This is a genomic window from Amycolatopsis sp. NPDC049688, assembly GCF_040674975.1.
Taxonomy (GTDB): Bacteria; Actinomycetota; Actinomycetes; order Mycobacteriales; family Pseudonocardiaceae; genus Amycolatopsis.
Map to the genome: position 1 here is coordinate 40,265 of NZ_JBFANY010000008.1, position 23,548 is coordinate 63,812.

Genomic DNA, 23,548 nt, shown 5'->3' on the forward strand with positions numbered 1-23,548 from the left:
TTTTTGGCCCCGCGCGCGGGCGACCCGGGACTGGGGGTTAGCGGGTGCCTCCCCCGGCGGCCCCCGGCCGTGTTCTGGCTTCGTATCGGGGTTGCGGGGGGCCTGGGTTCCTTTGGGGTCGGGTCGTGCGTGTGGCTGCCGGTGGTGCTGTGGGCTCTGGCCGCCGGTGATGTGTGGCTGCGGTGGTGTTGTACGGCAAAACGAGAGTGGCCCCGCTGGGGGCGGGGCCACTCTCGTCTTGCTTCGGTCTTGGTCAGACCGCGGTGGTCGGCACGGGGCCGTCCTCCTGGTCGACCGGGGCCGGGGCTTCCTCCTCCGGCGGCGGGCCGCCGGGTGCACCCAGGGGCGCGAGGGCCCGCAGGGTCGCGAAGGTCAGCACGGCCAGCGCGGCGAACGCGACCGCGCAGACCGTGGCGGCCAGCGAGACCGAGGAGTTGAACGCTTCGCGAGCCGTCGTCAGCAGGCTGCTCGCGATGTCGCCCGGCAGCTTCGCCGCCCCGATGAACGCGCCGGCGATGCTTTCGTTCGCCGGGCCGGCGACGTCCGCCGGTACGTTCGCGGGGATCGTCACCTTGGACTGGTAGACGGCCGTTGCGAGGCTGCCCAGTGCCGCGATGCCCAGGGCCAGCCCGAGTTCGCCGCCGGTGGAGGCCAGCGAGGCCGCCGAGCCGGCGCGCTCCGGTGGGGCCGCCCGCATGACCAGCTGGCTGACCAGCGGGCCGACCGGGCTCACCCCGAGGAACACGAGGCTCAGGCCGGTGATCAGGGTGCCGATCCCGCCGACGCTGACCTGCGTCAGGACCACCATGCCGACGGCGGAGGTGAGGGCTCCGCCGATCAGCAGGAAGGCCGGGCGCACCTTCGCCGACAGGCCCGTGACCACCTGGATGCCGATGATCAGCGCGAACGACGGCACCAGCATCCACAACCCGGCCGCGAGCGGCGACAGGTCGTCGACCAGCTGCATGTGCTGGGTCAGCAGGAAGGCCGCGCCGCCCTGGACCGAGGCCACCAGCACGCTGAGGATCAGCGAGCCGCTCACCGCGGGGATGGCGAACAGCCGGATGTCCAGCAGCGGGTGGTCCAGGCTGCGCTGCCGCAGCACGAACACGATGCCGAACACGACGCCGACGACCACCGCGATGATCTGGACGGCACCGGCGCCGGAGCGGGCCAGTTCCTTGAGGCCGTAGATGAACGGCAGGATCGCGGCCAGCGACAGCGCGACGCTGAACAGGTCCACGCGGCCCGCGTGCGGGTTCTTCGACTCCGGCAGCAGGAACGGGCCCGCCGCCAGCAGCAGCACCATGACCGGCACGCCGATCAGGAACACCGAGCCCCACCAGAAGGAGTTCAGCAGCGCGCCACCGATCACCGGGCCGAGGGCCACGCCGGCCATCATCGCCGTGGACCAGATCCCGATCGCCGCACCCATCTGCTTGGGGTGCGGGAACATGTTCATGATCAACGCGAGGGTCGACGGCATGATCGTCGCCCCCGCCACGCCCATCAGCGCCCGGGCGACGATGAGCATTTCCGGGCTCTTCGAGTACGCCGCGACGATCGACAGCAGGCCGAAGGCCGCCGCTCCGATGAGGAGCAGGCGGCGCCGGCCGATCCGGTCACCCAGCGTGCCCATGGTGACGAGGAAGCCGGCGATGAGGAAGCCGTAGATGTCGGTGATCCACAGCTGTTCGAGGCTGCTCGCACCCAGGCTTTCGCTCAGGTGGGGAACCGCCAGGAACAACACGCCGTTGTCGAGCATCGTCAGCATGGTGGGCAGGGCGAGTATCGCCAGCCCGATCCATTCCCGCCGCCCTGCCAGAGGCGGACCTTGTGCGCCAGTCACTTTTCAGTCCTCTCGTCTTGCTCTGCCGATTGTCCGCGTCGGATGCCGCACGTGCGACGGAGCGCGAACCATCTTCGCGGAAGGACCCCGGTCGCGGCACCTTCAAGATTGCGCAGTGTGACCGGCTTCGATGCGGTGCCGGGCTGCGCGCCACCGACCATCGCGCTGTGCCGGACGGCCCGCATCTCCGCCGTTGCGCCGACACCGCAGCGGCGGAGACGAGCTTGCCGGTGGCCCGGTTCTAACGTCCGCAGCAGGGCGAACCGGTCCTGGAAACGGGGGAGAAACGCATGCGGGTCCTGTTCACGTCCGCGGCCCTGTGCGGCCATTTCTACCCGCTCGTGCCCCTCGCGTGGGCTTTTCGCGGGCTCGGCCACGAGGTGCTCGTGGCGGTCGCCGACGATTTCGTCCCCGAGGTGCTGCGGGCCGGCCTGCCGTCCGTCTCGTGTGGACCGGCGGCCGACTTCACCGGGTTCGCGGCCGAGGGCGAGCCCGGCCGGCTGGCGGAGCGGCGCTACGGCAACGGACGCGTGTTCGGCCGCAACGCGGCGCGGAACCTGCCCGGCCTGCTGTCCATCGTGGAATCCTGGCGGCCGGAGCTGGTGCTCAGCGAACGCGCGGAGGCGGCGGGCCCGGTGGCGGCGTCGGTGTTCGGCGTGCCCTCGGTGGAGCTGCAGTGGGGGATCCCGCTGCTGCGCGAGTACCGGGCGGCGGCCGGGGACGAGCTCGGGCCGCAGCTGGCGGGCCTCGGCCTGCCGTCGGTGCCGCCGCCGGTGACCGTGCTGAACCCGTGGCCGCCCAGCATGCGCCGGTCGCACGCGCTCACCCAGCGCCGGATGCGCAACGTGCCCTACGACGGCCAGGCCCGCGTCCCGGCGTGGGTGTGGCAGCCGCGCAGCCGGCCGAGGATCTGCCTCACGCTGGGCACGGTGCTGCCCCGCCTCGGGATCGACGGCGTGTCGGGCGTGGTCATCCCCATGCTGCACGCACTGGCCCGCCTCGAGGCGGACGTCGTGGTGGCGGTGGAGGACGAGGTCGCGGCGGGCTGGCCCCCGCTGCCGGCGGTGGCCACGCACGTCGGCCGCCTGCCGCTGTCGCACGTGCTGAGAGCCTGCGACCTCGCCATCCACCACGGCGGCCAGGGCACGTCGTTGACGGCCCTGGGCGCGGGCCGGCCGCAGCTGGTCCTCCCGGCGTTCGACGACCAGCTGGACAACGCGGCCGCGGTGGTGACGGCGGGCGCGGGCCTGCAGCTGCCGCCCGGCGAGGCGGACCCGGCCACGGTCGCGGACCACTGCGCGGAGCTGCTGGGCCGGCCGCAGTACCGCCAGGCGGCGGCGGGGATCGCGGCGGAGATCGCCCGGCAGCCGTCGCTGGCCGAGGTGGCGGCCGATTTGACGGCGCTGGCCGCGGAGCGCCGGTCGAACGCTGCCTGACCGCAGCGCGGCATGGTGATCAGCCGGTGGCGGTGTCCTGCTGTTCGCATGAGCAAATACCTCCGTGTCGTTTCGGCGGATCCGGGCTTAGCTTCGGGCAATGGCGAACGAACTGACCATTCCGCTCCTGCCCTGTCCGTCCATCGACGAGATCGCGTCGTTCTACGAGATGCTCGGCTTCGGGATCACCTACCGGCAGACGCGGCCGAACCCGCACGTCGCGGTGCGACGGGAAGACATCAACCTGCACTTCTTCGGAATGGACGGCTACGACCCGGCGCAGTCGTACAGCACGTGCCTGGTCGTCGTGGCGGACACCGGCGAACTGTTCGAAAGCTTCGCGGCGGGGATGCGTTCCGTACACGGAAAACTGCTCGTCTCCGGCATCCCGCGGATGACCCGGCCGCGGCTGCGCAACGACCGGTACACCGGGTTCACCCTCGTCGATCCGGGCGGCAACTGGATCCGGATCCACCAAGCCGCCAAGGCACCCGAGGCGCGGACCAAGCTCGCGAAGGCCATGGAAAACGCCGCGAGGCAGGCGGATGCGCGCGGCGACGAACGCCAGGGGCTGAAGATCCTGGAAGGCGCGTTGAAGCGGGCTACCGGCGACGAACCGGAGTTCCAGGCCGCCCGGGAGTACCGCGACGAGCTCGCCGAGCGGATCGAGGGGCGCTGATCCGCCGAAAAAAAGCACGCTCGGAGTTGCGCCGCCGGCGATTCCTTCCGAACCTCCGAAGGTGCCCGATCGAACCAGGGCCGCCTGCCGGAGACGGTATGCTCGCCCCGATCGTTTCGATTACTGCGCGCGAAAGGGAGCGGGATCTTGGGAAAGGTCATCGTCGACATCACGGTGTCGTTGGACGGGTTCATCGCCACGCCGGACGATGACGTGGAACGCCTGCACCGGTGGGCTTTCACGAGCATCGGGGCGGATGACGAATACACCGCCGAAGCTCGGGAACTGTTCGAAAAGAACGAGTTCGGGGCGATTTTCGCCGGGCGGCGCACGTACGAGGTGTCCGGGGCGTGGAGCGGGAACCCGCCCGTTCCGGTGCCGTACGTGATTCTGTCGCACGACGTACCGGAAAAGGTGAAATCCGGTGAGTGGTCGCGGTTCGTCTTCGTTTCCGGGGACATCGAAACCGCGATGGCCAAGGCCACCGAGGTCGCCGGCGGCCGGTCGGTGGGCGTGATGGGTGGTGCCGACGTCATCCAGCAGTGCCTCAAGGCCGGCCTGGTCGACGAGCTCTGGCTGCACGTCGTGCCGGTGCTGCTCGGCTCGGGCATCCGGCTGTTCGACCACATCGGCGCCCAGCAGGAGCTCGAGCTGGTGCACACGAAGGAGGGCCCGGAGACCTTCCGGATGCTCTACCGCGTCGTCAAGTAGGGGCGCACCCGCCTCAGGCGTGTTCGGCGACCAGCCGGGACAGCCGCCGCACGCCCTCCGCGATCTCGGCCGCCTCCAGGTAGCTGCAGGACAGGCGGAGGGCGTGGTGGCCGCCGTCGGCGTAGAAGAAGCTCATCGGCGTCCACAGCACGCCGAACTGCTCCGCGGACAGCTCCAGGAGTTTCTCGTCGGCGGGGAACGGCACGTCGACGACGGCGAAGAAGCCGCCGCTGGGCACGTTCCAGCTGATCCCGCGGCCGGCGCGGTCCGGGAGCGGGAAGTGCTCCTCCAGCGCGGCCAGCAGGGTCCGGAGGTTGTTCCGGTAGAACGCGATCTTGTCCCGGTTGGCCGCGCGCAGGCTGCCGCCCGACTCGACGAGCACGCCGCCGATGACCGCCTGCGCGATCGGCGAGGTGTTCACCGTCAGCATGCTCTTCACGGCCGACATCTCCTCGGCCAGCAGGGTGCGCCGGCCCTGCGCGTCGACCACGCCCTGGTCGGCGACGAGGAATCCGACCCGTGCGCCGGGGAAGACCGACTTCGCGAACGAGCCGAGGTAGAGCACGCGGCCGTCGGTGTCGAGGGACTTCAGCGTCGGGCGCGGCTCGTCGTCCAGCCCGAACAGCCCGTACGGGTCGTCTTCGAGCAGCAGCAGGTCCTGCTCGGCGGCCGTGTCGAGCAGCAGCCGGCGGGTCGGCACGGGCAGCGAAACCCCGGACGGGTTGGAGAAGTTCGGCACCAGGTAGAGCGCCCGCGGCCGCTTGCCCGCCGCGCGGACGCGCCGGGCGACGGCGGCGACGGTCTGCGGGTCGAGACCGCCGGGCCCCTCGGGCACGGGCACCACCTCGACGCCGAGGATCCGCGCCGCGCCGGTCAGCCCGACGTAACAGGGATCGGTCACGAGGACGACGTCGTCCGGCCCCGCGCACAGCGACCGCAGCGCGACGACCATGGCCTCCTGGCAGCCCGAGGTGACCATCACCGCCTCCGGCGGCACGACGATGCCTTCGTCGACCTCCAGCATCCGGGCGATCAGCGCGCCGAGCTGGCCGTTGGTGCGCCCGTACTGCAGCAGCAGGCGGCGCACGGCGGCCTCGTCGAGCCCGCCGGCCCGCAGATGGTCCACGTAGGACTGCTGGTAGCGGGCGATGTCGGCGGTCGAGTAGAAGCCGTCGTACGGCCGGCCGGCGGCGAGCGAGATCGCGTCCGGGTAGCGGCCGGCGACCTCGTTGAGGAAGTTCATCGACGTCGCCACCGGGTCGGAGACCGACACGTGCAGCTCGGCGCGGGACAGGTCAGTCATGGTTCCCCAATCCGGCGGCCCGCCGGGTCAGCTCGACCAGCCGGGTGCCGACGTCGATGACGGGCAGGGCGCAGGCGGCGGTCACGAACGGCAGGACGGCCGTGAAGTGCGTGCAGGCCAGGACGACCGTGTCCAGACCGAGGCGCTCGGCGAGGCGGAGGGTGGCCGGCAGGTGCGAGGCCGCGAAGGCCGCCTCCGGGTCGCCGGCCTCGATCCCGCGGACGAGCGCGGGATCCGAAACCCCCAGCACCCGGTGGTCCGGGTTGGCCAGCCGGACGGTCCGCTCGACGCCGAGGGCCGCGTTCGCGTTCCCGGTGACGGCCAGCGAAGAGCGCAGGACCGGCAGGTGTTCCCGGTAGACGGTGACCGGCGAGACCACGGGGATCGCGGTGTCGTCGTGGTCCACCACGGCGGCCAGCGAGTTGCAGAACAGCATCGCCAGCGAGGTCCCCTGTTCCCGCAGCCCGCCGAGCCGGTCGTGGAACGCCGCCGACAGCGCGCCGGGATCCTTGTACTGCAACGCGTCCTGCTCGTCGGGCGACTCCGCCATGGCGTACGCGGCCGCAGGCACGCCTTGCGCCCGCAGCAACGCGGCCCCGAGGCCGGAGTCGTACGGGGTGCCGGCGATCACCGCCACCGGGCCGCCGTCGAACGCCATCGCCGCCTCCGTCCCGCCGAAGATCCGCTCCCTGGATCCTCCCAAGCGGAACCGGCCGCCGCCGTCTCCTCGGTTGCCCTCAGCGCGGCGCGATCACCTTGCCCGGGTTGAGGATCCCGGCCGGGTCGAGCGCGGCCTTGAGCGCCCGGTGGACCCGGACGCCGGTGGCGCCGAGCTCGTGCGCGAGCCAGTCCCGCTTGAGCAGGCCGACGCCGTGCTCGCCGGTGCAGGTGCCGCCGAGCGACAGGCCGAGCCGCATGATCTCGTCGAACACCACCCGGCCACGGTCCACACTGGACGGATCGGCCCGGTCGACCACGATGACCGGGTGCAGGTTCCCGTCGCCGGCGTGCCCGACCATGCCCACGAGCACGTCGTGCCGGGCGGCGATCTCCTCGACGCCGGTGACGAGGTCGACGATCCGCGACCGCGGCACGGCGACGTCGTCGACCACGAGGCCGCCCCGGCCGCCGGGGAACGCCTCCCGGGCCAGCTGCTCCATCGCCGGGTGGGCGAGCCGGCGGGCGGCGGTCAGCGCCTCGGCCTCGGCCGCGTCCCCGGCGACGTACAGCTCGCTCGCCCCGGCTTCCCGGCAGCACGCGGCGATCCGCTCGAGGTCCGCCGCGGCGCGGTCGCCGGTGTCGGCCGCGATCAGCAGCATCGCCGCGGCCCCGGTGTCCAGGCCCATCGGCCGGTGCGCCTCGATCGCGCGCAGGTGCGTGCGGTCCAGCAGCTCGAGCATGCTCGGCACGTGGCCCCCGGCGGTCACCGCGGACACCGCCCGGCCGGCGGCCGGCAGGTCCGGGTACACCGCCACGAGCGTGAGCGCCGGCTCGGCCGCGGGCCGCAGCCGGACGGTGATCTCGGTGATGATGCCGAGGGTGCCCTCCGCGCCGACGAACAGCCGCGTCAGGTCGTAGCCCGCGACGCCCTTGACCGTGCGGCGGCCGCAGCGCAGCACCTCGCCGTCGGCGAGCACGACCTCCAGGCCCAGCACGTATTCGCTGGTGACGCCGTACTTGACGCAGCACATCCCGCCGGCGTCGGTCGAGACGTTCCCGCCGATGGTCGAGGACTCCCAGGAGCCGGGGTCCGGCGGGTAGTACAGGCCCTCCTTGGCGACGGCCCGGCGCAGCTCGGCGTTCACCACGCCCGGCTGCACGACGGCGATCCGCTCGCCGGGGTCGATGTCGAGGATCCGGTTCAGCCCGGTGAGCGACACGACCAGGGCGCCGTCGACGGCGTTGGCGCCGCCCGCGAGCCCGGTCCGCGCCCCCTGCGGGACGACCGGGATCCCGTGCGCGGCGGCCACCCGGACGGCCGCGGCGACCTCCGCGGTGTCCTGCGGGCGCACCAGGGCGAGCGGGGTGCCGGCGTCGCACAGGTCGGCTTCGTCGCGGCTGTGGGCGGTCAGCAGGTCCGGGTCGGTGTACACCCGCCCGGCGGGCAGCGCCGCCAGCAGGTCGTCGACAGGGGAGGCCATACCACCCAAGCTAACGACCTCCCCGGCGGCGCGACAGGCCGCGGCGCGAAGTCCGCAGCCGGGAGGAAAGCCCACGAAAATGGCCGGTGGCCGGGGTACGCGCGCACCCCGGCCACCGGCCGCCTTTCGTCAGGTCACGCCGCCGCGGGGAGCTCCGGGAGTGCCTGCGAAAGCCGGACGGGCAGGTGCCGGTGCCCGTTCATGATGAAGCTGGGGTAGGGGACGAGCTCCGCCGGATCGACCGCGAGCGACAGGTCCGGGAAGCGCTCGAACAGCGCCGAGAGGCTCGCCTTGGCCAGCATCCGGGCGATGCCGGCGCCGAGGCAGTAGTGCGGCCCGTGCCCGAACGACAGGTGCTCCTTCGACTCGCGCGTGATGTCGAAGGTGGCGGCCGACTCGCCGTGCAGGGCGGGGTCCCGGCCGATCGCGGCGTAGTTGACCAGGATCGGGTCGCCCTTCGGGATGGTCACCCCCTCCAGCTCGATGTCCTCCACCGCGAACCGCAGGGGCAGGCTCGCCAGCGGCGACTGCAGCCGCAGCACCTCTTCGATGACCTCGTCCCACGAGACGCGGCCGGTCTTGACCAGTTCGAGCTGCTCGGGGTGGGTGAGCAGCGCGGTGACCGCGTTGTCGATGAAGTTGATCGTGGTCTCGGAGCCGGCGCCGAGGATCGCGAAGACCGTGTCGGTCATCTCCTGCTCGGTCATCCGCGAGCCGTCCTCGTCGCGTGCCGCGATCAGGTCGCTCGTGATGTCCGGGCCGGGGTTCTCGCGCTTCTGCGCGATGAGGTTCGCGATCGCCGTGCGCCAGCCCAGCAGCGTGTCCTGGGCCTGCTCCGGGGTCACGTTGGTGGCGACCATCAGGTCGATCATCTTAGCCGCGGCCACCCGGGCCTCGTCCGACATGCCGATCAGCTCGGCCACCAGCATGCCGGGCAGCGGGTAGGCGAACGACGTCTTCAGGTCGACCACCTCGCCCGCGGCCTCGGCGGCCTCGATCCGGTCGAGCAGGTCGTCGATCATCGCCTGCGCCCGGGGCCGCACCTCCTCCGGCCGGCGGGCGTTGAACGCCTTGCTGGTCAGCCGGCGCAGCCGGCGGTGGTCCTTGCCGAAGGTGGTGGAGATGTTGTCCATCGCCACCCAGCTGATCATCTCCCAGTCGGGGGCGACCTCGCCGTTGGAGAACGCCGGCCAGTGCCGGCGGGCGCTCTTGCTGACGTTCGGGTCGCCCAGCACCTTCTTGCTGACCTCGTAGCTGTTGATCGACCAGGCCAGGACGCCACCCGGGAGCTGCACCCGGGTGGCGGGGCCCAGCCCGCGCAGGTGGTCGGCTTCGGCGTGGATGTCCCGGCCCGTGGGGTCCAAGGTGAAGGGGCGTTCTGTGTTCATCGCGGCCTCCGGGGGCTTCGGCGTTGGGACCTGAAAACGTGAAGGGTCTCGGCGTCGACGGGACGATCGAAGTGACCTGCCTGCGCGGTGCGTCAGTGCGCGGCGCCGGTGTCCAGCGCGGCGAGTTCGCGCCGGGCCACCTTGGCCAGGAACAGGCTGACGCCGGCGTGGCTGTGCAGGGTCGAGATGTCGCGCCAGATCCGCTCGATCCGCTCGCCCGCCCGCACGGCGCTGGAGCCGGCGGTCGGGAAGAGGTTCTCCGACACCGCACTCCAGGACAGCCGGACGGCTTCGTGGCTGATCAGCGAAAGCCGCACGTCGACGTCGCGGGTGAACGCGGCGGACCCGCGCTCCGCGGTCTCGTGCCACTGGCGCACCGCGTCCGAGAGCGCGGCCCGCGCGGCGGCGATCCGGCCGGCCGCTTCGCCGTAGTGGAGCTGGAAGTCCGGGTCCTCGCTGCGCGGGACGATCGGCGGGTAGATCGTCGTGCGTTCCCGCATCAGGCGGGCGTATTCGTCGAGGGCGCCGGTGGCCATGCCGACCGCCAGCGCACCGACCTGGAACTGGATCATGCTGAGCACCCCGCCGCCGTACAGCGGGTTGCCGTGCAGCTCGAGGCCGGGCGTGCCGTCCACCACCGACTTCATGCCCATGTGCGTGCCGGGCAGCGCGCGGTGGGCCGGCACGAGCACGTTGTCGAGCTTGACGCTGTGGGAGCCGCTGCCCTTCAGGCCCAGCTGCCCTTCCCAGTCGTCGAGCCGCTCCCACTGCTCGCGGGGCACCGCGAAGAGCAGCGGCGCGGGCGGCTCGCCTTCCGCGTGGAAGAAGAGGGTGTGGCCGATGAAGTGCGTGGCGTACGGCGAACCCGAGCTGTAGCGGTGGACGCCGTCGACGATCCAGCCGCCGTCCTCGGCCGGCTGGGCGATCCCGACCGGCCCGATGGTGGCCGGGGAGATGAAGTCGCCGCCGGCGAACAGTTCGTCCTGCGCCGTTTCGCCGAAGAGCGTGGCGGCGGTGTGGGCGTGCGAGTGGCCGAAGGTGTACATCCACGCCGTCGACGCGCAGCCGCGGGCGAGTTCGGTCACCACCCGGACGTAGGTGTCGAGGCCGAATTCGTAGCCGCCGTAGCGCTTCGGCACCAGGAGGCGGTAGAAGCCGGCTTCGAGAAGTTCGTTGTGGGTGTCGAGCCCGTAGTACCCGCGCTCTTCGGTCTCCTGCTGCCGTCCGGCGATGCGGTCCGCGATGCGGGCCGCGCGGGCGACGACCTCCTCGGCCGTCAGGCCCGGCTCGGGCGGGGACGGGTGGCCTTCGGTCGGCAGGCTCCTGGCGGCTGTCATGTCGTGGTGTTCCTTCCCCGCATGTTCGTCCTCAGCGTCGCATTTGCGACGTTGTCCGGACGTCCTCCGAAATGCTCTTCGTGAAGCCGGTTTTTCTACGAAAAACGAAGATCCGGCGTGAATTCTTGTCGTCTTGCCGTTCGGCGGGCAGCCGTAACGGCCGGGTGGCGTCCGCCACCCGGCCGTCCGTGGAGCACGCCGAAGTTCGTCAGGGCTTCCTGGCGCAGAGGATCAGGTAGTCCACGTCTTCCGGGCCCAGGTGGAAGGCGGTCTGCATGCCCTTCCGGATGTCCGCGGTGATCTCCTCGCCGAACTCGCCGGCGAGCAGGCCGCTGACCTCGTCGTGCCGGTTGAGGTAGCGCTTGCCGCTGTTGACGTACACGCGGCGGCCGCACCGGACCTGCTCCTCCACCACGAACCCCGCGGTCTCGAACGCCTTGGTCCAGTCCTCGGCCGTCATCGGCTCGCGAGCCTGGGGGAACGGCCGCTTCGCCCGGGAGGCCTCGGTCGTCTTGATCATCTCCGAGAAGGCGACGCGGCCGCCGGGCCGCAGCACCCGGTGGAACTCCAGCAGGGCCTTGTCCAGGTCGAAGGCGTTGAAGAGCGACTCGATCGCGACCACGGCGTCGAAGTGGTTCTCGGCGTGCGGCAGCGAGTGGTAGTCGGCGACCTCGAACCCGACGAGGTCCGCGACACCGCTCTCCTCGGCCCGCACCCCGGCGCGGGACGCCTCGACCGGGCTGATCGTGATGCCGGTGACGCGGGCGCCGTACTCCTCCGCGATGTGGATCGCCGGCGCGCCGAGCCCGCAGCCGGCGTCCAGCAGGTGCTCGCCGCGGCGCAGGCCGATGGTGTCGACGATCTTGCGGGTCAGGCGCTTGGTCGCGTCCTCCAGCGTGGCGTCGTCGCTTTCGTCGTACCAGTAACCCAGGTGCTGGTAGCCGAAGTAGTACTTGTCGGCCATCGGGCTCGAGCCGTCGTAGAACTCAGCGACCTCGGGCGGTGTCCAGTTCAGTTCGCTCACGGAATTCTCCCGTCGGGCAGCATGTCCTGCCCAGCATTCCGGCGGACCGGCCGGGCTGCGTCTCCCCGCGTGCGCAGGGGTCCCGGCAATCGGAGAGATGCTCCCGCGCGGGGCCGCCTGTCACTGTCGATGGCTGACGGTTCCCGGTTTTTCCCGTCGGTGGCGGCTCCTTTGGAGGTTGGGTGACGATGTCGCGAGCGCGAGCATCCGAAAACGTGACCATTGATCATGTCGAGTTCTACGTCGAGGACATCGAAAGAACCATCAAGTGGCTCGTGGACGGGTACGGCTGCGCAGTCCGCGCGACTTCGAAGGACGAGCCGGGGCCGGTCCGCACGGTCGTGGTCGGCCAGGGCGGCATCGACCTCGTGCTGACCCAGCCGGTCGCGGAGGACCACCCGGTGGCCGCCTACGTCGAGCGCCACGGCGACGGCGTGGCCAACATCGGCCTGCGGGTGCCGGACGCGGCGGCGGCGTTCGACGAGGCGGTCCGCGGCGGGGCGCGCCCGGTCGCGCCGCCGTCCGAGCGCGACGGCGTGGTGACCGCGTCGATCATCGGGTTCGGCGACGTGACGCACACGTTCGTGCAGCGGCCCGCGGGCTCCGGCGTCGACGAGGTGTACGACCTGTCCCCGGTCCCGGCCACCGGCAGCGGCACCGGCCTGCTCGTCGTCGACCACTTCGCGGTCGTCGTGGAGCCGGGCCGGCTCGACGAGACCGTCGAGTTCTACCGGCAGGCGCTGGACTTCGAGCTCACCCTCGCCGAGCGCATCGAGACCGGCGACCAGGCGATGTTCATCAAGGTCGTGCAGAGCAAGTCCCGCGCGGTCACGCTGACCCTGATCGAGTCCGACGCCGCGATGGAATCCGGGCACGTCGACGAGTTCCTCAAGGACCACGGCGGCCCCGGCGTGCAGCACATGGCGCTGCGCACCGACGACATCCTCGACACGGTCGGGCAGCTGGGGGCGCGCGGCGTCGAGCTGCTGTCCACTCCGGACGCCTACTACACGCTGCTGGCCGAGCGCGTGCAGCCGGACCGGCACACCGTCGACGAGCTGCGCGCGCTGAACATCCTGCTCGACGAGGACCACGACGGCCAGCTGTACCAGATCTTCGCGAAGTCGGTGCACCCGCGGAACACGATCTTCCTGGAGATCATCGAGCGGGCGGGCGCGAGCACGTTCGGCAGCTCGAACATCAAGTCCCTGTACGAAGCCGTCGAAACCCAGCGCCACCGGAACGGCGACTGAGCACCCGAAGCTACCTTACGGAGGAAGTTCGACCATGACTGGCAAGGAAGACTTCGACGTCGTCGTCATCGGGGGCGGTCCCGGCGGTTCGGCCACGGCCGGGCTGCTGGCCCAGCAGGGCCACAAGGTGCTCGTGCTGGAGAAGGAGAAGTTCCCCCGCTACCACATCGGCGAGTCCCTGATCACCGGCTCGATGCCGACGATCGAGGCGCTCGGCCTGCGCGACAAGCTGGACCGGATGGGCTACGTCCGCAAGTACGGCGGCACCCTGCTGTGGGGCCGCAACCAGGGTGCCTGGGACTTCCGGTTCACCGAGGCTTCGGAGTACGAGTACACCTTCCAGGTCCGCCGGGCGGACTTCGACTCGGTCCTGCTGGCGCGGGCCCGCGAGCTCGGCGCCCTGGTCATCGAGGAAGCCTCGGTGCAGGACGTGCTCTTCGAGGGCGACCGCGCCGTCGGCGTGCGCTACCTCCGCAAGAGCGACGCGGAACCGACCACCGTGAACTCGAAGCTCGTCGTCGACGCCTCGGGCCAGCAGCACCTGCTGGCGCGCAAGCTCGACCTCATCGAGTACCACAACGACCTGCGCAACCTCGCGGTGTGGGCGTACTTCCAGGGCTGCAACCGCTACAGCGGCACGCGGTGGGGCGACACGCTCACCGAGAACCGCCCCAACGGCTGGTTCTGGTTCATCCCGCTTTCGGACGGGACGGTGAGCGTCGGGTACGTGACGCCCATCGAGGCGTTCAAGAAGTCGGGCAAGACGCTGGAGGAGCTGCACGCCAGCGAGCTCGCGGCGGCCGACGAGATCACCTCGCTGACCGCGCCGGCCACCCGGGTCAGCGGCTTCCGCACGATCAAGGACTGGTCCTACACCTGCAAGAAGTTCTACGGCCCCGGCTGGGCCCTGGTCGGCGACGCGGCCGCGTTCATCGACCCGCTGCTGTCCACCGGCGTCGGGCTGACGCTGCGCGGCTCGCTCGGCCTGTTCGAGACGGCCAACCTCGCGCTGCACAACCCGAACGAGGAAAAGGCGCTGTACGAGCGCTACGAGCGCAACTACCGCGAGTTCCTCAACTCGCTGCTGGAGTTCGTCCGGTTCTTCTACGACCGCACCAAGTCCAAGGAGGACTACTGGGAGGCGGCGCAGCAGAGCATCGACCCGAAGCGCCAGCGCCCGCGCAAGATCGACTTCGCGCGGATGCTGTCCGGCGTCTCCGGGATGCGCGACATCTTCGACGGGCCGCTGGCCCTGCGCGCGTTCCGCGACTCGGACGCACCGCAGGCGCCGGACACGCTGGCCGGCTAGGGATGGGAAGCGCGGACATGGAAACCTTTGTGATCTCCGAGCGGTTCGCGGAGCAGGTCGCGCGGACGCCGGACGCGGTGGCGGTGTCCACCGAGGACGTCCGGCTGACCTACCGGGAGCTGGACGAGCGGGCCAACCGCCTCGCCCACCGGCTGATCGGCCTCGGCGTGCGCCAGGACGACCGCGTGGCCGTGCTGCTGGAGCGGTCGATCGACCTGGTCGTGGCGATCCTCGCCACCGTCAAGTCGGGCGCCTGCTACGTCCCGGTGCACGAGGACTACCCGGCCGAGCGCCGGCAGTGGGTCGTCGACCACGCCGAGGTGGCGGTGCTGCTCGCCGACACCGCCCAGCGCGCGGGCGGGCTGCCCACCGGGGTGCCCACCGTGGTCGTCGACGACGACCCGGCCACCCTCGAGCAGCCCGCGACCGACCCCGCCGTGCCGATCCACCCCGACCAGCTGGCCTACGTGATCCACACGTCGGGCTCCACCGGCCACCCCAAGGGTGTCGCGGTGACGCAGCGGGACGTCGTGCGGCTGATCTTCAATCCCCAGTGGACGGTCGAGCGGCACGCGCGGGTGCTGATGGTGGCGCCGTACGCGTTCAACGTGTCGACCTACGAGATCTGGATGCCGCTGCTGCACGGCGGCGAGGTCGTCCTCGCCCCGGCCGGGCTGCTGGAGCCGGCGACGCTGCGCCGGCTGATCACCGAAAAGGCGATCACCGGGATCCACCTCACCGCCGGGCTCTTCCGGGTGCTCGCCGAGGAGTCGCCGGAGATGTTCACCGGCGTGCAGGAGATCCTGACCGGCGGGGACGTGATCGCGCCCGGCGCGGTGCGCAAGGTGTTCGACGTCTGCCCGGACATCGTGATCCGGGCGATGTATGGCGTCACGGAAACGTCCTTGTTCTCCGCGCACAACCCGCTGTCGGCGACCTACCGGCCCGGCAAGCTGGTGCCGGTGGGCGAGGGCTTCGACGACGTCAAGATCCACATCCTCGACGACCGGCTTTCCCCGGTGCCGCCGGGCATCGAAGGCGAGATCTACATCGCCGGCCGCGGGGTGGCGCGGGGCTACTTCGGCCGCACCGATCTGACCGCGGAGCAGTTCGTCGCGGACCCGTTCGGGGAGCCCGGCGCCCGGATGTACCGGACCGGGGACCTGGCCCGCCGCGACGACGACGGCCTGATCGAGTTCATCGGCCGCGCCAGCAGCCAGGTGAAGATCCTCGGCTTCCGGATCGAGCTGGCCGAGGTGGAGGCGGCGCTGACCGGCTTCCCCGGGCTCGCCCAGGTCGTCGTGGTGGTGCGCGAACTGGAGTCGGGGGAGAAGCGCCTGGTCGCCTACGTCGTCCCGGAGTCCGGCGACCTGGACATCCCGGCCCTGCGCGAGCACGTGCGGGAGACGCTGCCGGACTACATGGTCCCGGCCGCGTTCGTCCAGCTGCCGTCGCTTCCGCTGACCGCCAACGGGAAGCTCGACCGCAAGGCGATGCCGGAGCCCGACTTCGACAGCAGCTCCGCCTACCAGCCGCCGGAGACGCCGCTGCAGGAGAAGCTGTGCGCGATCTTCGGTTCGGTGCTGGAGGTGGGCGAGGTCGGCATCCACGACAGCTTCTTCGACCTCGGCGGCCAGTCGCTGCAGGCGATGCGGCTGCTCAGCCGAATCCGTGCCGACCTCGACGTCGACCTGCTGATCAACGTGCTCTTCGACGTGCCGACCGTGGCCGGGCTGGCCAAGCACATCGAGGGCGAAGCGGCCGCGGCCGCGGCTTGAGCCGGGAGGAGAAGAGCTGATGAGCAACCCGTTCGAAGAACCGGACGCCCACTACACCGTCCTGCGCAACGAGGAGGACCAGCACTCCCTGTGGCCGGGCTTCGCCGAGGTGCCGGCCGGCTGGACGGTCGTGCACGGGCCGGCCCGCCGCGAGGAGTGCCTGGACTACGTCCGGGAGCACTGGACCGACCTGCGCCCCCGCCGCGTCGCCGAGTTCGTCGCGGCCCAGACCAGTACGCACTGAAACCCCATGGAGGATGCCGTGTCGGACGCTGCCCCGGCCGGAACGACGACGCTCGACGTCTGGCTCACCGAGCACCCGATCCCGGACTTCAACGCGCCGGTCAAGGTGGCGGCGGAGACGTTCGAACGGGCGCACCCGGGCTACCGGATCCGGATCCGCGAGATCGGCTACCGCGACCTTCCGGCCGCCGTCGCCGAAGCGGTGACGGAGGGGAACCCGCCGGACATCGCCGAGTACTACTTCCCGGCGGGCCAGGTGGCGCTCGACACGCGCGCCGCCGACGGTTCGGCGTTGTTCGTGCCGATCGCGCAGGCGATCGGCGACCGCACGAAGATCCTCGGCGAGCCGGTGGTCGTCGACGACATCGTGCCCGTCGTGCGGGACTACTACAGCCGCGGCGGCGAACTGGTGTCCATGCCGACGATGGTGTCGACCGCCATCCTGTTCGCCAACAAGGGTCTGCTGCAGCGCGCCGGGGTCGAGCGGCTGCCGTCGACCTGGCAGGAGCTCACCGACGCGTGTGCCGCGGTCAAGGCCCTCCCGGACGGCCCGGCCCACGGGATCGCCTGGCCGAATCACGGCTGGCTGATCCAGATGGAGCTCGCCGCGCAGGGCGGGCTGCTGAGCAACAGCGGCAACGGGCGGACCGGCCGGTCGACCCGGGTGACCCTGGATTCGCCCGAGATCGTCGCCTACGCGCGGTGGTGGCAGCGCCTGCACCAGGACGGCCACTACCTGTACACCGGGGAGCCGCGGGACTTCTGGGGCGCCATGGAGGCGTTCACGCAGCAGCGGACCGCGTTCGTGATCACGTCGTCGGCGACCGGGCCGTTCCTGACGGGCCTGGCCGCCGAGGCCGGCTTCGAGCTCGCCACGGGTGCGTTGCCGCGCAACGAAGAGGCGCCCTACGCCGGCCGGAGCCTCGGCGGCCAGTCGATGTTCCTCAAGGCGGGCCTGCCGAAGGAGAAGGAAGACGGCGCGCTCGCCTTCACCCAGCACCTGCTCAACCCGGACCACGCGGTGCGGCGGCTGCACGCCGGCTCGCTGCCGGTGATGCAGCCGGCGTGGGAGCAGGTCCTGGCCGACGGCTGGGCGGACCAGGAACCCGGCTTCCGCGTTGCCGCGGAGCAGGTCATGGCGTCGGACCGGACGCCGGCCGCGACCGGGGCGCTGCTCGGGGACATCAACGGGATCAACGAAGAGCTGACCTCGGCGATCCACGACGTCCTGCTCTCCGGGGCGGACCCGGCCGAGCGGCTGCGCACGGCGACCGAGCGCGCGCAGGCCCGGCTCGACCGGTACAACGAGGCGTGCCTCGCCTACCCGCCGGTGACGCCGGAGGCCCTCCAGGCCGGCTGACCTTCCCGCAGCAAGAGAAATCCCGTCCGGCGATCCGCCGGACGGGATTTCTGCTTGCCGGGGTGGTTACGCGGCGAGCGGCGTGCCGAACGGGGCGTCCATGTCGGCGACCGCGACCCGCAGCAGCTCGATGTACCGGGTGACCAGGCCCTCCAGCGTCGCGGCGTCGAAGTCGTTGCTGTTGAACCGGACGCTGCCGACGATGTCGCCTTCCGGGTCGATGTCCAGGGCCCACACGACACCGTCGGGGATGTCGGAGGTGTCCGGGTCGGACAGCAGCCGGCGGCGCAGCTCGGCGATCTCGATGTCACCCACCGGGGCGCCCTCGGCCCCGACCGGGAACTGGAAGCACTGGAACGCCTGCACCGCCTGGGTGAAGTCACCGAACGGGGCGACGACGGTGGGCGCCTCGGCGACGATCTCGCCGAACGGGACCTCGTGCGAGTACATCTCCAGGCAGGTGCCGCGGGTCTTCGTGACCAGGTCCCGGAAGGTGCGGCAGGTCGAGAGGTCCGTGCGCAGCGGCATGAAGTTGAAGAACGGCCCGACGGTCTCGGCGAACGTGGGGTTGCTGCGGCCCGAGGTGATGGTCGGCACGGTCAGGTCGTCCGCGCCGGTGATTTCGCGGGTCAGCAGGTTGAACGCGGCGAGCAGCACCATGAACGGCGAGCTGCGCAGCTGCTTCGCGACCGCCTGCGTGGCCGAGGTGATCTCGCGGTCGATGAGGAACCGGTGCACCGAGTACACGCCGGTGGCTTCGGTGCGGGTCCGGTCGGTCGGCAGCGACGCGAACTGCGCGCCGGCCAGCTTCTCGCGCCAGTACGCACGGGCCTTGGCGACGGGCGCGCTGGTCAGGTACTCCTGCTGCCACTCGGCGTATTCCCGGTACTGCGCCATCTCGGGCAGCTCGGCCTCGGCGACGCCGCGGCGGGCCGCGTACAGCTGAGCCAGGTCGCGGATGACGATCTGCAGCGACCAGCTGTCGCTCACCGTGTGGTGGGCGTACAGGACGAGGACGGAGTCCTGGTCGTCGAACCGGCCGAGCGCGGCCCGGATCAGCGGCTGCTCGGTGCTCGGGCACCGGCCGGCCTCGATCCGGTTGAGGAACTCGTGCGCGGCGGTCTCGCGCTCGGCGTCGCCGGTGCCGGTCAGCTCGTGCTCGGTGAGGACCGGCGTCGAAGGCGGGTGCACCAGCTGGTAGGGCGGCTCGACGTCGCGGACGATGCTGGTGCGCAACGACTCGTGGCGGACGACGAGGTCGGCCAGCGCGGCCCGCAGCGCGGCGGTGTCGACCGCGCCGGTGATCCGCCAGCCGGAGGCCACGATGTGCCGTGGCCCGAACACCCCCTGGTCCGGCCCTTTGTCGAACATGCACAGGAAGTGCTGGTTCGTCGACAAGGGGGCGCCGCCGCCGGGCGCCGGTTCCGAAACACTCATCGTGGTCTTCCTTCCGTGACTGGCCGGGCATCGAATGCCCGGATACAGGTGGTTCGCACCGGCGGTGGCGCGTGGTCAGCTCAGCAGGTCGCGGCCCGCGGCCCCGAGCTCCTCGAACGAGGCCAGGTCCGGCACCTGCCAGCCGTCGAGGTCGTACTCGCTCATGCACTGGTCGACGAGAGCCTTGTACGAGTCCAGCTGACCGTCGGCCATCTGGCCGAACAGCAGTTCCATCCGGGTGTTTTCGTGGTTGCCCGCGTAGTTGCGCTCGTACAGGTCGTGCCGGCCACCGAATTCGGTGCCGATCGCGTCCCACAGGAGCTTCATCACCTTGACCCGCTCGACCGACGCGACGCCGTGCGAGCCGCGCAGGTACTTGTCCAGGTACGGCCGGATCTCCGGGTTCTGGAAGTCCTTCGCGCTCGAGTTCAGGTAGATGAGGCCGCTGGCGACGTCCTGCAGCGCGATCTCACGCAGCCGCGCGTAGCCGAGCTGCGAGAACCACCGGTAGGCCAGGCCGTAACGCGGGTTCGGCAGCACGGCCCCGTTCCGCCACTTCACCGGGTTGCGGGCGGCCGCGTCGGACAGGCCCCAGAACAGGTTGCGCCACGCGAGGACTTCGCCGAGGCGCGTCTGCACGCCGCGGAAGTCGCTGACGCCGGTGAGTTCGAGCGCCTTGGCCAGCAGGCCGGCGAGGAACTCGAACTTGACCGCGAGCCGGGTGCAGCCGTGGAAGGTGAACCGCTCGATGAAGCCGGAGTGCCCGGTGAACATGCCGACCTTGGCGACGTCCCCGTAGATGAAGACGTTTTCCCACGGGATGAGGACCTTGTCGAGGACGAGGATGGTGTCGTTCTCGTCGAGCCGCGAGGAGAGCGGGTAGTCGAACGGGCTGCCGGTCAGCGCGGACGCGGCCGTGTAGGACTGGCGGCAGATCAGCTTCATCCCGCGGGCGTTCATCGGCACGGTGGCGACGATGGCGAACTTGCGGTCCTTGATCGGCAGCCCGTAGTGGGCGATGAAGTTGTAGTGGGTCAGCGCCGACCCGGTCGCCACGACCTTGGCCCCGGACACGATCACGCCGTTGTCGGTTTCCCGTTCGACGTGCACGAAGACGTCGGCGACCTCGTCCGGCGGCCGGTCGCGGTCGACCGGCGGGTGCACGATCGCGTGGTTCCAGTACAGGACCTTTTCCTGCGACTCCTTGTACCAGCGCTTCGCGTTGGTGGCGAAGGGGTTGTAGAAGTCGGCGTTCGCGCCGAGGGTTCCGAGGAACGACGCCTTGTAGTCGGGCGAGCGGCCCATCCAGCCGTAGCTCAGCCGCGCCCACTGGGCGATGGCCTGCTGGTCGGCGACGAGGTCGTCGACGCTGTGCGGCGTGGTGTAGAAGCGGTGCGTGTACCCGCCGGGGCCGCCGGCGTCGGTGGCGGTGGTGAGGACGTCCCGGTACTGCGGGTCGTGCAGCGCGTCGTAGAGCCGGGCCGTCATCCGCACCGGGTTGTGGAACGCGGGGTGCTGGGTCACGTCCTTGACCCGGTCACCGTAGAGGTAGATTTCCCGGTCGTCGCGCAGGCTTTCGATGTATTCGGCCCCGGTCAGCGGCCGGGTCTGCCCCGCCATGTGCGCACCGGTGTCGTCAGCTGGCATGCCTGTCACCCCTTCGGCGAACTCGCTCGGCTCCGAGCATCACACCGGTGTTCGCGGGCTGACATCCTTGGGAATGCGGTGGTTGCGTCCCCGGGGGAGCGGCGGGAGCCGGCCGCAAACCAGGAGATGCGCGACGCGGCCCGCCGGGGGCAGTCTCGAACCCGGAATGCCCGTGGACACCTCGCGCTTTTCGTCCGTTCCCCTTGGAGGATATCTTGGCCACGACGATCCCCACGCGCGAGGAAATCGTGCGCAAGGTGTCGGAGCTGATCCCGTCCCTGCGCAAGCAGTCGCTGTGGGCCGAGGAAAACCGCCGGCTGCCCGAAGAGACCATCGAGGCACTGGCCGACGCCGGCGTCTTCAAGTTGCGGCGCCCCAAGCACTTCGGCGGCTACGAGGCCGACACGACCACGCTGACGGAGGTCGCGACCGAGCTGGGCCGCGGCTGCCCCTCCACGGCCTGGGTGGCTTCGGTGTACTGGATCCCGACCTGGATGGCGTGCCAGTTCCCGGACGAGGTCCAGGAAGAGGTGTTCGCCACCCCGGACACCCGCATCTGCGGCACGCTGAGCCCGTCGGCGATGGCGACCCCGGTCGACGGCGGCATCACGGTCAACGGCAAGTGGGGGTTCATCAGCGGCGCCCACCACGCGCAGTGGCAGGAGATCATCGCGATCCTGGTCCCGCCGGACGGCGAGCCGTACCCGGTGATGGCTCTGGTGCCGTTGTCGGACCTGCTGGTGATGGACGACTGGGACACGTCGGGCCTGCGCGGCACCGGCAGCATCAGCACGTTCGCGAAGGACCTGTTCGTCCCGCAGGAGCGGGTGCTGCCGCTCCCGGTGGTGCTGTCCGGCCAGAGCGCGTCCAAGCGCAACGCGAACTCCCCGATTTACCGAGCCCCCCTGATGCCGGTGGCGGCGGCGTCCTCGACGGGCGCGATCGTCGGCATGGCCCGCGGAGCGATGGACGTGTTCCTCGACCGCCTCCCGGACCGCAAGATCACGTACACCAACTACGACAGCCAGCGCGACGCCCCGATCACCCACTTCCAGGTGGCCGAAGCGGCGCTGAAGACGGACCAGGCGGCGTTCCACGCGTGGCGTGCGGGCAACCTGGTGGACCGCAAGTGCGAAGAGGGCACGGAGTGGAAGCTCGAGGAGCGCGCCCGCACCCGCGCCGACGTCGGCAGCGTGATCCAGCTGTCGAAGGAGGCGATCGGCATCCTCGCCAACGCGAGCGGCGGAACGTCCATCTACAAGGGAATCCCGATCCAGCGCATCAACCGTGACATCCTGACGGTCAACCAGCACGCGCTGATGCACCCGAACACGAACTTCGAGCTGTACGGCCGCGTGCTGTGCGGTCTCGAGCCGAACACGCTGTACATCTAGGTCCGATCGAGCCGGGGCCGCCACCCGCACCCGCGGGCGGCGGCCCCGTTCGTCATCCGGAGGTCCGATGTTGGTCAGCATCACGGGCGGAACGGGCTACGTGGGAGCCCACTCGACGGCGGCGCTGGTGAAGGCGGGCCACCGGGTCCGCCTCCTCGTCCGCAACGAGTCCACAGTGGAGCGTGCGCTGCAGCCGCTCGGCGTGGACCCGGCGGCGGTGGACGTGGTCACGGGCAACGTGCTGGACCGGTTCGGAGTGAACCGCCTGCTGCGAGGAGCGGACGCGCTTCTCCACGCGGCCTCGGTGTATTCGTTCGACAGCAGGAGTCATGGGGAGCTGTCCCGCACGAACGTGGCCGGCACGGTGCGGGTCTTGGAGGCGGCCCGCAGGGCGGGAACGGGCCGGATCGTGTACGTGTCGAGCTTCGGAGCGCTGCTGCCGTCCGCGGGCCGGTTGGTCCCGGAGTCCCCGGTGGGCCGCCCCCGCGAGAGGTACCTGGCAGCCAAGGCGGAGGCGGAGACGGTGGCCCGCGCCCACCAGGCGGCGGGTGCCCCGGTGACGATCACGTACCCACCGGCGTTGCTGGGCCCCCACGACCCGAAGCTGGGCGACCAGGTGACAAGGCTCCGCAACACGTTGCGAGGGTTGATGCCGGTATGGCCGACCGGAGGCCTCCCGATGGGCGACATCCGCGACACGGCGGCCCTCCACGCGGCGTTGATCACGGGAACGGGCCCGGCGGGAAACCGCCATTTCCCGCCGGGGAGGTACGTGAGTACGCGCGAGTTCGTGGCGACGCTGCGGGAGGTGACGGGCCGGGCATTGCCGGCGGTGTACTTCCCGGCCCGGGCGATGTTGCCGTTGGGGGTTTTGACGGGGTGGGTACAGCGTGCGTGGCCATGGCACATCCCGGCGGAGTACGGGGCGATCTATACGTGCGCGTGTGACGCCCGGGTGGAGGCGAGTGGCCGGCCGAGCAGGACGTTGAGCGAGACGTTGGCGGACACGATCCGCTGGCTGCATGGCGAGGGATTGCTCGCCGCACGAGCGGCGGGGACGGTTGCGGGTGGCGGGTTGCGGGCTGCTTGACCGGATCTCATTGCCCGGAGCGGTGTCCCGGCGGGTTGCACCGCGCCGAGGGCCGGCGAAGCTGGCTGCGGCCGGCTTCGCACCCGGGCCGTTGCTCCGACCGGCGGCACCGACGCGAGCTGGCCGGGCCACGGATGGGCGCCGATGGGCGGCACGGGCGGGAGCCGGC

The 23,548-nt window shown here is 71.0% G+C and carries 19 protein-coding genes; 10 read left to right on the top strand and 9 right to left on the bottom strand.

Features of this window, described 5'->3' with window-relative positions:
* Positions 1-253 precede the first annotated feature (253 nt).
* Positions 254-1,774, bottom strand: coding sequence for an MFS transporter (locus AB0J55_RS25505; RefSeq protein WP_364253209.1), 1,521 nt, complete (start codon positions 1,772-1,774; stop codon positions 254-256).
* 365 nt (positions 1,775-2,139) lie between these two features.
* On the opposite strand from AB0J55_RS25505, the gene AB0J55_RS25510 reads away from it, so the two are divergent.
* The 3 genes from AB0J55_RS25510 (at position 2,140) to AB0J55_RS25520 (ending at position 4,675) form a co-directional block, all read left to right on the top strand.
* The gene (locus AB0J55_RS25510; RefSeq protein ID WP_364253212.1) at positions 2,140-3,285 is read left to right on the top strand and encodes a nucleotide disphospho-sugar-binding domain-containing protein; all 1,146 of its coding nucleotides are present in this window, start codon (positions 2,140-2,142) and stop codon (positions 3,283-3,285) included.
* A gap of 100 nt (positions 3,286-3,385) precedes the next feature.
* Positions 3,386-3,964, top strand: a complete 579-nt coding sequence (locus AB0J55_RS25515; protein ID WP_364253215.1) for a hypothetical protein — start codon at positions 3,386-3,388, stop codon at positions 3,962-3,964.
* Positions 3,965-4,111: 147 nt separating this feature from the next.
* Entirely contained in the window at positions 4,112-4,675 is a 564-nt protein-coding gene (locus AB0J55_RS25520) for a dihydrofolate reductase family protein (protein WP_364253218.1), read from the top strand.
* Between the two features lie 13 nt (positions 4,676-4,688).
* On the opposite strand, the gene AB0J55_RS25525 is transcribed toward AB0J55_RS25520, so the two are convergent.
* The 6 genes from AB0J55_RS25525 to AB0J55_RS25550 form a co-directional block, all read right to left on the bottom strand.
* Positions 4,689-5,978: a PLP-dependent aminotransferase family protein gene (locus AB0J55_RS25525; RefSeq protein WP_364253221.1), complete on the bottom strand. Its 1,290-nt coding sequence runs from the start codon at positions 5,976-5,978 to the stop codon at positions 4,689-4,691.
* Positions 5,971-6,636, bottom strand: coding sequence for an aspartate/glutamate racemase family protein (locus AB0J55_RS25530; protein ID WP_364253224.1), 666 nt, complete (start codon positions 6,634-6,636; stop codon positions 5,971-5,973). The genes AB0J55_RS25525 and AB0J55_RS25530 overlap by 8 nt, the downstream gene beginning before the upstream one ends.
* Before the next feature lie 79 nt (positions 6,637-6,715).
* Positions 6,716-8,119 carry an FAD-linked oxidase C-terminal domain-containing protein gene (locus tag AB0J55_RS25535; protein WP_364253227.1) on the bottom strand — a complete coding sequence of 468 codons (1,404 nt, stop codon included), beginning with the start codon at positions 8,117-8,119 and terminating at the stop codon, positions 6,716-6,718.
* Between the two features lie 134 nt (positions 8,120-8,253).
* Positions 8,254-9,507, bottom strand: coding sequence for a cytochrome P450 (locus tag AB0J55_RS25540; protein ID WP_364253230.1), 1,254 nt, complete (start codon positions 9,505-9,507; stop codon positions 8,254-8,256).
* 92 nt (positions 9,508-9,599) lie between these two features.
* Positions 9,600-10,844, bottom strand: coding sequence for an acyl-CoA dehydrogenase family protein (locus tag AB0J55_RS25545; protein WP_364253233.1), 1,245 nt, complete (start codon positions 10,842-10,844; stop codon positions 9,600-9,602).
* Positions 10,845-11,052: 208 nt separating this feature from the next.
* A complete protein-coding gene (locus tag AB0J55_RS25550) occupies positions 11,053-11,868 on the bottom strand; it encodes a methyltransferase domain-containing protein (protein ID WP_364253236.1) in 816 nt (271 codons plus the stop codon).
* A gap of 215 nt (positions 11,869-12,083) precedes the next feature.
* Here AB0J55_RS25550 and hppD point away from each other — a divergent pair, with 215 nt between their 5' ends.
* Genes hppD through AB0J55_RS25575 form a run of 5 tightly spaced genes read left to right on the top strand, consistent with a single transcriptional unit; the run spans position 12,084 to position 17,811 of the window.
* The gene (gene hppD / locus AB0J55_RS25555) at positions 12,084-13,121 is read left to right on the top strand and encodes a 4-hydroxyphenylpyruvate dioxygenase (RefSeq protein WP_364253239.1); all 1,038 of its coding nucleotides are present in this window, start codon (positions 12,084-12,086) and stop codon (positions 13,119-13,121) included.
* A 34-nt stretch (positions 13,122-13,155) separates the two neighbouring features.
* Positions 13,156-14,430 carry an NAD(P)/FAD-dependent oxidoreductase gene (locus AB0J55_RS25560; RefSeq protein WP_364253242.1) on the top strand — a complete coding sequence of 425 codons (1,275 nt, stop codon included), beginning with the start codon at positions 13,156-13,158 and terminating at the stop codon, positions 14,428-14,430.
* Between the two features lie 17 nt (positions 14,431-14,447).
* Complete coding sequence (locus AB0J55_RS25565) at positions 14,448-16,208, top strand: non-ribosomal peptide synthetase (protein WP_364253245.1); 1,761 nt, start codon at positions 14,448-14,450, stop codon at positions 16,206-16,208.
* 19 nt (positions 16,209-16,227) lie between these two features.
* Positions 16,228-16,452 (top strand): MbtH family protein, encoded by a 225-nt coding sequence (locus AB0J55_RS25570; RefSeq protein WP_364253248.1) that lies wholly within the window; start codon positions 16,228-16,230, stop codon positions 16,450-16,452.
* A gap of 18 nt (positions 16,453-16,470) precedes the next feature.
* On the top strand, positions 16,471-17,811 hold the full coding sequence (locus AB0J55_RS25575; protein ID WP_364253251.1) for an extracellular solute-binding protein: 1,341 nt from the start codon (positions 16,471-16,473) through the stop codon (positions 17,809-17,811).
* A 66-nt stretch (positions 17,812-17,877) separates the two neighbouring features.
* Here the strand turns inward: AB0J55_RS25575 and AB0J55_RS25580 are convergent, their stop codons facing one another.
* Together AB0J55_RS25580 and AB0J55_RS25585 are read right to left on the bottom strand one after the other, a co-directional pair.
* The gene (locus AB0J55_RS25580) at positions 17,878-19,248 is read right to left on the bottom strand and encodes a condensation domain-containing protein (RefSeq protein ID WP_364253254.1); all 1,371 of its coding nucleotides are present in this window, start codon (positions 19,246-19,248) and stop codon (positions 17,878-17,880) included.
* Positions 19,249-19,323: 75 nt separating this feature from the next.
* The gene (locus tag AB0J55_RS25585) at positions 19,324-20,895 is read right to left on the bottom strand and encodes a 4-hydroxyphenylacetate 3-hydroxylase N-terminal domain-containing protein (RefSeq protein ID WP_364253257.1); all 1,572 of its coding nucleotides are present in this window, start codon (positions 20,893-20,895) and stop codon (positions 19,324-19,326) included.
* A gap of 212 nt (positions 20,896-21,107) precedes the next feature.
* On the opposite strand from AB0J55_RS25585, the gene AB0J55_RS25590 reads away from it, so the two are divergent.
* Together AB0J55_RS25590 and AB0J55_RS25595 are read left to right on the top strand one after the other, a co-directional pair.
* On the top strand, positions 21,108-22,289 hold the full coding sequence (locus AB0J55_RS25590; RefSeq protein WP_364253819.1) for an acyl-CoA dehydrogenase family protein: 1,182 nt from the start codon (positions 21,108-21,110) through the stop codon (positions 22,287-22,289).
* Between the two features lie 67 nt (positions 22,290-22,356).
* Complete coding sequence (locus AB0J55_RS25595) at positions 22,357-23,379, top strand: SDR family NAD(P)-dependent oxidoreductase (RefSeq protein ID WP_364253260.1); 1,023 nt, start codon at positions 22,357-22,359, stop codon at positions 23,377-23,379.
* Positions 23,380-23,548: the final 169 nt, after the last annotated feature.